General features: G+C 69.8%; 11 protein-coding genes, 1 other RNA gene and 1 pseudogene. 6 read left to right on the top strand and 7 right to left on the bottom strand.

Annotated elements, in window-relative coordinates:
- Positions 1-293 precede the first annotated feature (293 nt).
- The 5 genes and pseudogenes from ACFOGJ_RS22925 to ACFOGJ_RS22905 form a co-directional block, all read right to left on the bottom strand.
- Positions 294-1,406 (bottom strand): annotated as a pseudogene (locus tag ACFOGJ_RS22925) (extracellular solute-binding protein); the annotation flags it as partial.
- Positions 1,407-1,802: 396 nt separating this feature from the next.
- Positions 1,803-2,180, bottom strand: a complete 378-nt coding sequence (locus ACFOGJ_RS22920; RefSeq protein WP_379904985.1) for a VOC family protein — start codon at positions 2,178-2,180, stop codon at positions 1,803-1,805.
- Positions 2,181-2,196: 16 nt separating this feature from the next.
- Positions 2,197-4,074: an extracellular solute-binding protein gene (locus ACFOGJ_RS22915; protein ID WP_379904983.1), complete on the bottom strand. Its 1,878-nt coding sequence runs from the start codon at positions 4,072-4,074 to the stop codon at positions 2,197-2,199.
- A 246-nt stretch (positions 4,075-4,320) separates the two neighbouring features.
- Complete coding sequence (gene hisN, locus ACFOGJ_RS22910; protein WP_379904981.1) at positions 4,321-5,133, bottom strand: histidinol-phosphatase; 813 nt, start codon at positions 5,131-5,133, stop codon at positions 4,321-4,323.
- A gap of 106 nt (positions 5,134-5,239) precedes the next feature.
- Entirely contained in the window at positions 5,240-5,929 is a 690-nt protein-coding gene (locus tag ACFOGJ_RS22905; RefSeq protein ID WP_379904979.1) for a c-type cytochrome, read from the bottom strand.
- Between the two features lie 242 nt (positions 5,930-6,171).
- Here ACFOGJ_RS22905 and ACFOGJ_RS22900 point away from each other — a divergent pair, with 242 nt between their 5' ends.
- From ACFOGJ_RS22900 to ACFOGJ_RS22890, 3 genes are all read left to right on the top strand, one after another.
- Positions 6,172-6,930 carry a 3-deoxy-manno-octulosonate cytidylyltransferase gene (locus ACFOGJ_RS22900; protein WP_379904977.1) on the top strand — a complete coding sequence of 253 codons (759 nt, stop codon included), beginning with the start codon at positions 6,172-6,174 and terminating at the stop codon, positions 6,928-6,930.
- 66 nt (positions 6,931-6,996) lie between these two features.
- Positions 6,997-7,893: a prephenate dehydratase gene (locus ACFOGJ_RS22895; RefSeq protein ID WP_379904976.1), complete on the top strand. Its 897-nt coding sequence runs from the start codon at positions 6,997-6,999 to the stop codon at positions 7,891-7,893.
- Between the two features lie 19 nt (positions 7,894-7,912).
- Entirely contained in the window at positions 7,913-8,311 is a 399-nt protein-coding gene (locus ACFOGJ_RS22890) for a VOC family protein (protein ID WP_379904974.1), read from the top strand.
- Between the two features lie 30 nt (positions 8,312-8,341).
- Here ACFOGJ_RS22890 and nudC read toward each other — a convergent pair whose 3' ends face one another.
- Positions 8,342-9,289, bottom strand: a complete 948-nt coding sequence (gene nudC, locus ACFOGJ_RS22885; RefSeq protein WP_379904972.1) for an NAD(+) diphosphatase — start codon at positions 9,287-9,289, stop codon at positions 8,342-8,344.
- 179 nt (positions 9,290-9,468) lie between these two features.
- On the bottom strand, positions 9,469-9,729 hold the full coding sequence (locus ACFOGJ_RS22880) for a DUF1127 domain-containing protein (protein WP_379904970.1): 261 nt from the start codon (positions 9,727-9,729) through the stop codon (positions 9,469-9,471).
- A 137-nt stretch (positions 9,730-9,866) separates the two neighbouring features.
- On the opposite strand from ACFOGJ_RS22880, the gene ACFOGJ_RS22875 reads away from it, so the two are divergent.
- The 3 genes from ACFOGJ_RS22875 to ACFOGJ_RS22865 form a co-directional block, all read left to right on the top strand.
- Positions 9,867-10,772, top strand: coding sequence for a transcriptional regulator GcvA (locus ACFOGJ_RS22875; protein ID WP_379904968.1), 906 nt, complete (start codon positions 9,867-9,869; stop codon positions 10,770-10,772).
- 80 nt (positions 10,773-10,852) lie between these two features.
- Positions 10,853-10,948, top strand: an RNA gene (gene ffs / locus ACFOGJ_RS22870) — signal recognition particle sRNA small type.
- A 123-nt stretch (positions 10,949-11,071) separates the two neighbouring features.
- Positions 11,072-12,297: DNA polymerase III subunit gamma/tau (locus tag ACFOGJ_RS22865; RefSeq protein ID WP_379904966.1), on the top strand; the 1,226-nt coding region annotated here is incomplete at its 3' end.

The following is a 12,297-nucleotide window of genomic DNA, read 5'->3' as shown; positions in this document are numbered from 1 at the left end:
CCGAAGCGGTCCCAGTAGGCCAGCCGGAACTGTCCGGAATAGAACTGCGGCACCGCGTACCCGCCCCACATCAGCACCCGGTCCAGGGCGCTGACCGCGGCGCGCAGGCTGTCGCGGTCCTTTGCCTTCACGATCTCCTCCACCAGCGCGTCGACCGCCGGGTCGGCGATGCCGGAGAAGTTGAAGCTGCCCACCCGGTCGGCGGCGACCGAACTCCAGATGTTGCGCTGCTCCACGCCTGGGGTCAGCGGCTGCGCAAAGCGGCGCACGATCACGTCGTAGTCGTATTCGCGCACCCGGTTCTCATAGGAGGCCACGTCCACCACCCGGATCGAGGCGTCGATGCCCAGGCGTTTCAGGTTCTGGATATAGGGGTTCAGGACACGGGCGTAGAGCCCCTCGTACAGCAGGAACTCCAGGGTGAAGGGCTGCCCGGTCGCGCCGTCCACCAGCTTGCCATCGCGGATTTCCCAGCCGGCCTCCTGCAGCAGCTTCTGGGCTTCGCGGAGGTTGCTCCGGGTGGCGCGCGAATCGCCATGGACCGGGTTCTCGAACGGCTTCTCGAAGACCGCGTCCGGCACCTTGCCGCGCCACGGCTCCAGCAGCGCCAGTTCCGCCGGTCCGGGCGGGCCGTCGTGACGCAGGTCGGAATTCTCGAACATCGAGCCCATGCGCCGGTAAATGCCGTAGAACAGGGTCTGGTTCATCCATTCGAAGTCGAAGGCGAGGTTCAGCGCCGCGCGCACGCGGCGGTCGGCGAGCTGCGGCCGGCGGGTGTTCAGGAACAGCGCCTGCACGCCGGAAGGGCTGTTGTCCGGCAGCTCCAGGCGCTTCATCTGGCCCGACTCCACCGGTGGGCGGCCGTCGAAGGCGGTCGCCCAGTCGCGCGCCACGTTCACGATCCGCCAGTCGAAGGCGCCGGCGAACAGGGCCTCCTGCGCGATGTCGCGGTCGCGGAAATACTCGATCCGCACGCGATCGAAATTGTGCCGGCCGACATTCACCGGCAGGTCCTTCGCCCAGTAGTCGGGCACCCGCTCGTAGGTGATGGAACGGCCCTGGTCGACCTCTGCGATGCGGTAGGGCCCGCTGCCCAGCGGCGGCTCCAGGGTGGTGGCGGCGAAATCGCGGCCCTCGAACCAGGCCTTCGACATGATCGGCTGGGAGGCCACGGCCAGCGGCAGGTCGCGCCGGCTCTCCGTCGGCTTGAAGCGGAACAGGACCCGGTGCGGCCCCTCCGCCGTGACGCTCTCCAGGTCGGCGAACAGCAGCTGCAGGCTGGGATGGCCCTTTTCCCGGATCGCGTCGAAGGTGAAGACCACGTCCTCGGCCGTGATCGGGGTGCCGTCGTGCCAGCGCGCCTGCGGGTTCAGGTTGAACGCCGCCCAGGCGCGGTCCTCCGGCATTTCCACGCTTTCCGCGATGAGGCCGTACATCGCGTCCGGCTCGTCCTCGGCGCGTGCCATCAGGCTGTCGAAGTGCAGTTCCGTCTGCACCGCCAGATTGCCCTTCAGGATCAGCGGGTTGAGATTGTCGAAGGATTGCAGCGCCCAGGTCCGCATCGCGCCGCCCTTCGGGGCTTCGGGATTCACATAGTCGAAATGGCGGAAATCCGGCCCGTATTTCAGCTCGCCGAAGGTGGACAGGCCGTGCCGTGTCACGGTCCCGGCGACCGCCAGGCCTGGGATAAGCGCAGCGAGGAGAAGCAGCAGGAGCAGCGCCGCCGGCAGCTGTCCGGCGGCCGCGGTTCTCGTCGGTGCCACGCGGTTCGTCATGCCTTCCTCCACTCCGGGTGCCGTTCCTCAGATGTCCTGCGCGAAACAGAGCAGGTAGCCGTGGGGATCCTCGACGCCGAGTTCCCGCAGCCCGTAGGGCTGGTCCTCCGGGCCCCAGCGGACCTTTGCCCGACCGTCCAGCCGTTCGGCCTCCGCCCGCACATCCTCGACGAACAGGTAGATCAGGCCGGAGAAGGCGGGGCCCGGCCGGTCCTCGACGGCATGGCAGAAGAACCAGATCCGCGCGGTGCCTTTCGGTCCGTCCCGGGCGACTTCCGCCCAGATCGGCCGCCCGTCCTCGTTCCAACTGCCGCTGTGGGTGAAGCCCAGGATGCCCGTGTAGAACGCCATGGCGGCCGCGACGTCCGGCACGTAGAGGCTGACCGTCAGGGCGGAGCGGTCCACGGGTGGCGCGTCCCGGCTACTCGGCGCCCTTCAGGGCCGCCGCCTTCGCCGGGTCGTGCCACCAGGCCAGGATGTCGACGCCATAGGCCGGCGTTTCCTCCGGTCGGCCGAACTTGTTCCAGTAGGCGATGCGATCGGCCTGCAGGTGCCAGCCGGGCACCACGTACCAGTTCCAGCTCAGCACCCGGTCGAGCGCCCGGGTGGCCGCGATCAGGGTCTCGCGATCCTCGGCGAAGATCACGTTGTCGATCAGCTTGTCGACCGCCGGGTCTGTGATGCCGGCATAGTTGCGGCTGGACGGGTCGTCGGCGGCATCGGCGGAGAAGAAGCTGCGCTGCTCGTTGCCCGGCGATTCCGACTGGCCCCAGCCGGAATAGATCATGTCGTAGTCGAAGCTGCGCAGCCGGTTGATGTACTGGCTGGAATCCACCGTGCGCAGGTCCACCTGGATGCCCAGCCGGCGCAGATTGTCGGCATAGGCGGCGGCGATGCGCTCGAAGGCGGGCTGCACCAGCAGGAACTCGATCCGCATGACCTCCCCGTCGGGGCCGGTCAGCTTGCCGTCCTGGATCGTCCAGCCGGCCTCCTGGAGCAGCTTGATCGCCTGACGCAGCTGCCGCCTGTCGCGCCCCGACCCGTCCGATTCCGGTGCCGTGTAGGCGGGCCCGAAGACCTCTTCGGGAATCTGCCCGCGCAGCGGCTCCAGGAACGCCAGTTCCTCGCCCGTCGGTTCGCCCTGCGCGGCGAGCTCGGAGTTCTCGAAATAGCTGTCGGTCCGGGCGTACTGGCCGAAGAAATAGTTCTTGTTCATCCATTCGAAGTCGAAGACCCGGGCGATCGCCTCGCGCACGCGGGGATCCTGGAACTTCGGCTTGCGCAGGTTGAAGATGAAGCCGACCAGGCCGGTCGGGCGGGCGGTCTCCACGGTGTCGAGCACCACGTCGCCGCGGGCGCGCGCCGGGAAGTCGTAATCCTGCGCCCAGACCCGGGCGGTGGTCTCGGTCCGCCAGTCGTAGCGGAAGCTCTTGAATGCCTCCAGCGCGACGGTGGCGTCGCGGTACATGTCGTAGACCACTTCGTCGAAATTGTTGCGGCCGACATTCAGCGGCAGGTCGGCGCCCCAATAGTCGGGGACGCGCTCGAAAGTGATGGAGCGGTTGGCGTCGACCGACTTGATGCGGTAGGGGCCGGAACTCGGCCAGGGCGTCAGCGTGGTGCGGCCGAACCGGTCGTCCTGCTCCCACCAGGCCTTCTGCAGCACGGGCAGCTGGCCCATGATCTGCGGCAGTTCGCGGTTCTTCGGCCCCGAGAAGTGGAACTTCACCTTGCGGGGGCCGAGCTTCTCCGCCCTGTCGACATTGGCGTAGTAGAAGCGCAGCTGCGGATCGCCCTCGGTCTTGATCTTGTCGAAGGTGAAGACGACGTCGTCGGCGGTCACCGGTGTGCCGTCATGCCACTTCGCCGCCTCCCGCAGGGTGAAGGTGGCATGGGACAGGTCCTCGGGCACCTCGACGCTTTCGGCCAGCAGGCCGTATTCGGCCGAGACATCGTCCAGCGGGGAGGACATCAGCGTCTCGTAGACCAGGCCCAGCCCGGGCGCCGGCTCGCCGCGCGGCAGCAGCGGATGCAGGCTGTCGAAGCCGCCGATCGAATGCAGCCGCAGGCGTCCGCCCTTCGGCGCTTCCGGATTGACATAGTCGAGCCGGGTGAAGTCGGGGCCGTATTTCGGCGCCCCGATCAATGACAGCGCGTGCTGTGGCTTCGCCGCAGCGTTTTCCTGTGCGGCCGCGGAGCCGCCGGACCCCGGCAGGGCCAGCCCGGTCAGGGCGAGGGCCGCAGCCAGGGCGGCGGCCAGGGGAGCGGTCAGGGCGGTGCGTCGCGTCGGAAGTCCCATCTTCAGGCCCCTGTGTCGAGCTGTCTTAGGTGTCGAGCTGTCTTGGGTGTCGAGCTGTCTTGGGTGTCGAGCTGTCTTGGGTCTCGAACTGTCTTGGCCGCGCGGCATGTCCGGATCCGGGGATCCGTCCGCGCGGCCGATATGACAGCTATGTAGGACAGATAGGTCCGGCTGCGAACCCGTGGCCGGGGGCCGGGACGCCGGCGGCCGTTCACGCCTGCTTCAGCAGCAGGCGCCGGGCGAGGCTCAGAGGCCGGCCAGATAGCCCAGCACGGCGCGATGCAGGGCCGGGTCGCCGCAGGCCAGCACCCGGCTCGGCCGGTCCACCGGCAGGGGCGCGCCGCTCCAGTCGGTGATCACGCCGCCGGCGCCCTCCACGATGGTGACCAGCGCCGCGAAATCGTAGGGCTGGACCTCGGTATCGAAGACGATGTCGATCTGGCCGGAGGAAAGCAGGGCGTAGATATAGGCGTCGCCGCACAGCCGGATCAGCCGCACATCGCCGAACAGGCGGTCCACCGTCTGGCGCTGCGTCGCGGTCAGGAACTCGTAGGTGGTGGTGGCCAGCACGGCGTCTTGCAGCGCGACCCCGGAGCGGCAGCGCACGGGCGCGCCGTTCTGCGCGGTGCCGACGCCGCGGACGCCGACCCAGCGGTCGCCGACGATCGGCTGGTCGATCACGCCGAGGGCGAAACCGGCATCGTCGGTCAGCGCGATCATGGTCGCGAAGATCGGCAGGCCGGCGACGAAGGACTTGGTGCCGTCGATCGGATCCAGGATCCAGAGCCGGGCCGCATCCGGGTTGCTGACGCCGAATTCCTCGCCGAACACGCCGTGGTCGGGATAGCTGTCCAGGATCAGCCGGCGCATCGCCTCTTCGGCCGCCCGGTCGGCGACCGTGACGGGCGAGGCATCCTCCTTGCGCTCGACATGGTGCAGGCGCCGGAAATGCGGTCGGACGGCGGCACCCGCCTCGTCCGCCAGGCGTCCGGCGAAGGCCGCCAGTTCACCCAGTTCCGTTGCGGAAAGGGCCGGCGCCCCGGAATCGCCGTTGCTCATCTGCCGTCCCCGATCCATGCCGCGGTCCAGAAGGCGGCGGGTGATGCGCCGGCGGCGCGGCACCGGCCGGGCGGCCGGACGGCCGCCGGCACGGCGCCGGGCCGGATCAGTCCTTCGCGGGCTCCTGCTCGACCGGTGGTGTCGGGTCGGTGCCGTCCGTGGCCGGCATCGCCTTGTCCTCGGTCGCCGGCTGCGCCGCGCCGTCCCCCGAGGCAGGCTCTGCGGCGGCAGGCTCTGCGGCGGCGGGCGCCGGCTCCGGCAGCGGCACCGGGCTTTCCGACAGCGAGCGCATATAGGCGATCAGGTCGGCGCGGCGGTCCGGGTTCTTCACGCCGGCAAAGGCCATCTTGGTGCCCGGGACATAGGCCTTCGGGTCGGCGAGGAATTCGTCCAGCGCCTCGAACGACCAGGTCGCGCCCAGGCTGGCGAGGGAATCGGAGTAGGAGAAGTTGTCCAGGTGGGCGGTCTCATGACCGACGACGTCCCACAGGTTCGGGCCGACCTTGTTGGCGCCGCCCTGCTCGAAGGTGTGGCAGGCGGCGCACTTCCGTGCCTCCTTCATGCCGTCCTCGACATCGGCGCTGGCCAGCCGCACGGCGATCGGCGCGACCTCGACCTCCGCGGGCGCGGCAGCGGTCGCCGCAGCCCCTTCCGCGTCGGGCACGTCGACGTGATAGACGGGCTCATAAAGCTGCTTCGGGCTGACCAGGATATCCCCGACCGTCCCAATGCCCACAATGATCAGCAGCACGAACAGAATCGCGCCGGCAATCTTGTTGAATTCGAACGTATCCATGGCGGTTTCTCTACATCGAATTGCCGCTTTCCGCAAAGCGACGCAGTGGGAACGGGGCGCCGGGGCGGGCCGGGCGCGGGGCTGGTCTCGGCAGGCCGGGAAGCGGCCGTTCCGAGGCGACCGCGAAAGGGTGGAAATTGCGGTCGGCGGGACGGCGGAAGTCCGCTATGCCTGAGGCATGAGGAGTAGCCTGTGCACCGGCCCCGGTCATGTGACCAATTGACGCAATGAGGTTTGCGACGATGTCCCAGCCCACCCTGATCGTGATTCCCGCAAGGCTGGCGGCCACCCGGCTGCCCGACAAGCCGCTCGCCATGATCGGCGATGCGCCGATGATCGTGCAGGTCTGGCGCCGCGCGACCGAGGCCGCCCTGGGGCGGGTGGTGGTGGCGGCCGGCGATGCCGCGATCGCCGAGGCCGTCGCCAAGGCGGGCGGCGAGGCGGTGATGACCGACCCGGATCTGCCCAGCGGCACCGACCGCATCCACGCCGCGATGCGGCAGGTCGATCCGGAGGGCCGCCACGGCACGGTGATCAACCTGCAGGGCGACCTGCCGGCGATCCCGCCGGCCAGCATCGCCGCGGTGCTGGAGCCGCTGCGGGTGCTGGATACCGACATCGCCACCCTGGCCGTGCCGACCATGGACGATCGCGAGCGGGCCGATCCCAACGTGGTGAAGGCGATCCCCGCCCTGCCGCGGGGGCTGGACGGAGGCGCCGGGCGCCTGGGGCGGGCGCTCTATTTCACCCGGTCCACGGCGCCCTGGGGCGAGGGCCCGGTCTGGCACCATGTCGGCATCTATGCCTACCGGCGCGATGCGCTGGAACGCTTCGTGCGGCTGCCGCCCTCGCCGCTGGAGAGGCGGGAGAAGCTGGAGCAGCTGCGCGCGCTGGAGAACGGTCTGTCCATCGGCATCGCCTGCATTGACGCTGTTCCGGCCGGGGTCGATACTCCGGACGACCTCGCCCGGATGCGGGCGCTGTTTTCCGCACAACCCTGAATAGCTGATGTGCCGCGGGGACGCCTGTCGTCGGCCGCGTCGCTTCCATTCGCCAGCAGAACTGTCATGAACGCCAGCATCGCAGACCCGAAGACACGCGCCGCCGCGGCGCCCGGCACGCCGGAGACCCGGATCGCCTTCCAGGGCATGCCCGGGGCCTATTCCCACCTCGCATGCCGGGAGAAGTTTCCGGCGCTCGATGCCTATCCCTGCGCCACCTTCGAGGATGCCTTCGCCGCGGTGAAGGAAGGCCATGCCAATCTGGGCATGATCCCGATCGAGAATTCGCTGGCGGGACGGGTGGCGGACATCCACCACCTGCTGCCCGATTCCCATCTCTACGTGGTGGGGGAGCATTTCCACCGCGTCCGCCACCAGCTGCTGGCGCCGAAGGGCGCGACCCTGGAAGGCGTGAAGCGGGTTCTGAGCCACGAGCAGGCGCTGAGCCAGTGCCGCGGCATGACCCGGGACCTGGGGCTGGAAGCCGTGCCCCGGGCCGACACCGCCGGCGCCGCGCGCGAGGTGGCGGAGCGCGGCGACCCGGCCGAGGCGGCGATCGCCTCCACCCTGGCGGCGGAGATCTACGGGCTGGAGGTGCTGCGCAGCCATATCGAGGACCGGCTGGGCAACACCACCCGCTTCATCGTGATGGCACGCAACCGGGCCGACCCGGACCCGCGCAGCGAGGTGCGCGCGCTGACCTCGATCATCTTCCAGGTGCGCAGCGTGCCGGCAGCGCTCTACAAGGCGTTGGGCGGCTTCGCCACCAACGGCATCAACGTGGTGAAGCTGGAAAGTTACATGACCGACAGCTTCTTCACCGTCGCTCAGTTCTATGCGGAGATCGAGGGCCATGTCGCCGACCCGGCAGTGGAGCGCGCCTTCGACGAGCTGAAATACTTCTCCACCGTGTTCCGGGTACTGGGCTGCTATCCCGCCTCCGACTATCGCGGCGGTCACTGAGGGACAGGCCGGGCCCGCCATGGCGATCGACCATGTCTCGCTCGGGGTCCGCGACCTGGCGACCGCCGCCGGCTTCTACGATGCCGCGCTGCGTCCGCTGGGCTATGCCCGGCTGGTCGAACGCGCCGGCAGCATCGGCTACGGCAGGCGCTTTCCGGAACTCTGGATCCATGCGCGGCCCGGCATGGCGGCCGTCGCCACCGATACCGGCTGCCACCTGGCGCTGCGGGCAGCGAGCCCGGAGGTGGTGTCGGCCTTCCACGCCGGTGCACTGAAGGGCGGCGGCAGCGACGATGGCGCCCCGGGGGAGCGGGCCTACAGCCGGGTGCGGGTCTTTGCCGCCTTCGTCCGCGATCCGGACGGCAACCGGCTGGAGGCGATGACGATCCTGGGAGAGCTGCCGGCCGCGCAGTCGTGACCCGCCGCGGCCAGGGGGCGGTCGGCGGGCCTACAGGTCCGCGTCGCCGTCCAGCCAGCGCCGCGCCAGCTGATGGGCCAGGCTGAGGGCCGGCGGCATCCGCAGCGGCGCCTGCATGTCCTCGCTGGCGGCGATCATCGCCGCCACCTCGTCGCGGCTGAACCAGCGGGCCTCGTCCAGTTCCTCGCCGTCGACCTCGATCTCTTCGGAAATGCCTTCGCCGACACAGCCGATCATCAGGGAGGACGGGTAGGGCCAGGGCTGCGAGGCGATGTAGCGCACCTTGCCCACGGCAATGCCGGCTTCCTCGTCGATCTCGCGGCGGACCGCGTCCTCGATCGATTCGCCCGGCTCCACGAACCCCGCCAGGGCGGAGAACACGCCTTTCGGAAAGCGCGGCTGCCGGCCCAGCAGGCAGCGTCCGTCGCGGATCACCAGCATGATGACGACCGGGTCGGTGCGCGGGAAATGCTCGGCAGCACAGGCGCTGTCGCTGCATGCGCGCTTATAGCCGCCGTCGGCGACCTCCGTCGGTGCGCCGCAGACCGCGCAATGGCCGTGCCGGCGATGCCAGTCCACGATCGAGCGCGCCTGCGCCAGGATACCGGATTCTTCCACCGGCAGGGCGCCGGCGATGCTGCGCACGTCGATGAACTTGCCGCCCCAGGACGGGTCGGCCCGGTCCAGCCCGGCGGCGTCGATGGCGAAATGCGCCAGCCCCTCCGCCTCGCCCAGGAAGATGCAGGGTGCCGGATCGCCCCGCTGCGGAACCAGCAGGTCCAGGATCTGTGCATTGCTGACCCAGGCGATCCGCGGGCCGTCCGGCCGCCGCGGGTCGACGAAGGCCTTCAGGTCGCCGCTGACCAGCAGGAAGCGGCTGTCGGGGTCGCGCAGGCGCTCCAGGCGCCAATCGTCATTGCCCCGGTGGGCGGACTGGCGGTCGAGCGGATTGGAGGTGAAGCAGATCGGCGGGTGCATGAGGCGGGGAAGATGGCACAGCCCCCGATCCCCGACAAGCGGTCCGCCGGCCCCGGTGGCGGGCCCGGTGCCGCGAAAGAAAGCGCGGCGCCGACGTCCGTCAGGATGGAACATCGGCGCCGCAGGATCCGGGCAGGGGGCACCCGGAAAGGACCGCACGGGACAGGCCGGCCGGCCGGTCAGACCTGCCAGAACGGCTTGCCGGCCTCGGCCTCGGCATCGGCGCGGGACACGCCGATATCGGCCAGGTCGAGGTCCGACATATGCGCCAGTTCCGCCCGCTCGCGGCTGCGATTGCGCCAGATCCGCATCTGGCGGCCGATCCTGTCCAGGTCGTACCAGTGACCGGCGGCAAGCGGTGCGGCGATCCTGCCGGGGGCGCTGGCGGAACCGGTCGAAACATGAGATGAATTCAGTCCGTTGAAGGTGGTGGAAGCCATTTCACCCTCCGTCGTTTGCGTTACACCGCACAGATGGGTCTGTTTGTGCGGCGCGACAAAGGACAAGTTCTCACCTTTGACATGAACAGAAATCATTCGACTTATGGGGCAGGGCCGTGCCCTGCCAGGAGCCGTCCATGAGCGTCCGCCTGCCCTCGCTGACCGGTCTGCGCGCCTTCGAGGCGGCGGCCCGCCACCTCAGCTTCACCCGCGCGGCGGAGGAGCTGAACGTCACCCAGACCGCGATCAGCCACCAGATCCGCCGGCTGGAGGACCAGCTGGGCCTGAAGCTGTTCGTGCGCCGCCACCGGGCACTGGCGCTGACCCAGGCCGGTGCCGCCTACCTGCCGGCGGTCAGCGGCGCGTTCGAGGATCTGCGGCGGGCCACCGCGCGGGTGACGGCGGCCCGCGACGAAGGCGTGCTGACGGTATCCACCCTGCCGACCCTGGCGGCGAAATGGCTGGTGCCGCGGCTGATGGAATTCCAGACCCGCCATCCGGACATCGAGGTGCGCCTGACCACCTCGCCGCAGCTGGTCGACCTGCGGCGCGACGATGTCGACCTGGCGATCCGCTGGGGGCATGGGCAATGGCCCGGCCTGCGCGCCGACTACCTGATGAACGACGAGCTGTTCCCGGTCTGCGCGCCGAGCTATGCGGAGACGGTCGGCGCGCTCGACAGTCCCGCGGACCTGGCCAACCACACCCTGCTGCATGTCAGCCCGAACCCGGAATCCTGGCGGCAATGGCTGACCGCGGCCGGCTTCCCCGACCTGGAGGGGAAGCGCAACATCACCTTCGACCTGCAGCTGACCGCCCTGGAGGCGGCGATGGACGGCATGGGGGTTGCGATCGGGCGGGCCCGCACCGTGGAGCGCGACCTGCAGGCGGGGCGCCTGGTGCGGCCTTTCGCCCTGGCCTCGCCCGCCAATGCCGGCTTCTACGTCTGCGCACCGGAAGAAGAATCGGAGATCCCGAAGATCGTCCGCTTTCGCGAATGGGTGATGGAGGTGGCGCGGCGCAGCCCCACCCTGGAAGCCTGACCCCTCCACCCGCCACCCGTCCGGCCGCGGCGAAAGGGGCATTGCATCGCGGGGGCGGTGATCTGATATAGTCCGGTCAGGAAGGCTGGCGGTGGACGGGCTCCTCGCCAACCCGGTCAGGTCCGGAAGGAAGCAGCCGTAACGAGTTTCGGTCCGGGTCGCTGCCAGTCTTCCGCCCGGTATTGTACGACCGCGGCCCCCCGGGTCGGTCCCTGGGGGTGGCCCCTGGCGGCCGTGCCGATGGACCCCCCGCAGTGGAAAAGCCGCCCGATTGCCGCGGCGGCGACGGAACAGGGTGGATGAGCGGTCCGGATCCCTATCGAGTTCTCGCCCGCAAGTATCGTCCGACCACGTTCGACGCGCTGATCGGCCAGGAAGCGCTGGTGCGCACCCTGACCAACGCGATCGAGGCGGGCCGGATCGCGCAGGCCTTCATCCTCACCGGCGTGCGCGGGGTGGGCAAGACCACCACCGCCCGGCTGATCGCCCGCGGCCTGAACTGCAGCGGGCCGGACGGGCAGGGGCGGGAGACGCCGTCGCCCTGCGGCGCCTGCGACAATTGCCTGGCGATCGCCGAGGAGCGCCATCCCGACGTGCTGGAGATGGACGCCGCCAGCCGCACCGGCATCGGCGATATCCGCGAGATCATCGAGGCGGTGCGCTACGGGCCGGTCCTGGGCCGCTACAAGATCTACATCATCGACGAGGTGCACATGCTCTCCACGGCGGCCTTCAACGGGCTGCTGAAGACCCTGGAGGAGCCGCCGCCCTTCGTGAAGTTCATCTTCGCCACGACGGAGATCCGGCGGGTGCCGGTCACCGTGCTTTCGCGCTGCCAGCGCTTCGACCTGCGGCGGGTCGATGTCGCGACCCTCAGCGCGCATCTGGCCGGCATCGCCGGGCAGGAAGGGGCGGAGGTCGACGAGACCGCGCTGCAGCTGATCGCCCGCGCCGCCGAAGGCAGCGTGCGCGACGGCCTGAGCCTGATGGACCAGGCGATCGCCCATGGTAGCGGGACCGTCGGTGCCGATGCGGTGCGCGACATGCTGGGGCTGGCCGATCGCGGCGAGATCTTCGCGCTGTTCGAGCAGCTGATGCATGGCCGCATCGGCGAGGCGCTGGACACCGCGATGCGGCTCTACGACCGCGGCGCCGACCCGGTGGTGATCGCGCAGGACCTGCTGGACGTCACCCACTGGGTGACCCGGGTGAAGGTGACGCCCGCGGTGGCCGACGATCCCGGCCTGCCGGAAGAAGAGCGCAGCCGCGGCCGCAGCCTGGCCGAGGCGCTGCCGATGACCGGCCTGTCCCGCGCCTGGCAGATGCTGATGAAGGGACTGACCGAGGTTCGGATGGCGCCGCAGCCGATGCAGGCGCTGGAAATGTCGCTGATCCGGATGGCCTATGCCGCCGACCTGCCGCCGCCGGAAGAGGTGCTGCGCGGCCTGCAGGGCGCCGGCGGCGGCGCATCGGCCGCCACATCGACCGCCGGCGCGCCGCGGACGCCCGCGCCGACCGCAGTCGC

It is taken from the genome of Marinibaculum pumilum, from assembly GCF_042646425.1.
GTDB classification, from domain to species: domain Bacteria; phylum Pseudomonadota; class Alphaproteobacteria; order Ferrovibrionales; family Ferrovibrionaceae; genus Marinibaculum; species Marinibaculum pumilum.
This window is presented reverse-complemented; position numbering and strand designations above follow the sequence as displayed.

Bases quoted from the DNA above. Each gene is read 5' to 3' on its own strand.
- ACFOGJ_RS22915 (WP_379904983.1), bottom strand. From the start codon at position 4,074: ATGGGACTTCCGACGCGACGCACCGCCCTGACCGCTCCCCTGGCCGCC.
- hisN (WP_379904981.1), bottom strand. From the start codon at position 5,133: ATGAGCAACGGCGATTCCGGGGCGCCGGCCCTTTCCGCAACGGAACTG.
- ACFOGJ_RS22905 (WP_379904979.1), bottom strand. From the start codon at position 5,929: ATGGATACGTTCGAATTCAACAAGATTGCCGGCGCGATTCTGTTCGTG.
- ACFOGJ_RS22900 (WP_379904977.1), top strand. From the start codon at position 6,172: ATGTCCCAGCCCACCCTGATCGTGATTCCCGCAAGGCTGGCGGCCACC.
- ACFOGJ_RS22895 (WP_379904976.1), top strand. From the start codon at position 6,997: ATGAACGCCAGCATCGCAGACCCGAAGACACGCGCCGCCGCGGCGCCC.
- ACFOGJ_RS22890 (WP_379904974.1), top strand. From the start codon at position 7,913: ATGGCGATCGACCATGTCTCGCTCGGGGTCCGCGACCTGGCGACCGCC.
- nudC (WP_379904972.1), bottom strand. From the start codon at position 9,289: ATGCACCCGCCGATCTGCTTCACCTCCAATCCGCTCGACCGCCAGTCC.
- ACFOGJ_RS22880 (WP_379904970.1), bottom strand. From the start codon at position 9,729: ATGGCTTCCACCACCTTCAACGGACTGAATTCATCTCATGTTTCGACC.
- ACFOGJ_RS22875 (WP_379904968.1), top strand. From the start codon at position 9,867: ATGAGCGTCCGCCTGCCCTCGCTGACCGGTCTGCGCGCCTTCGAGGCG.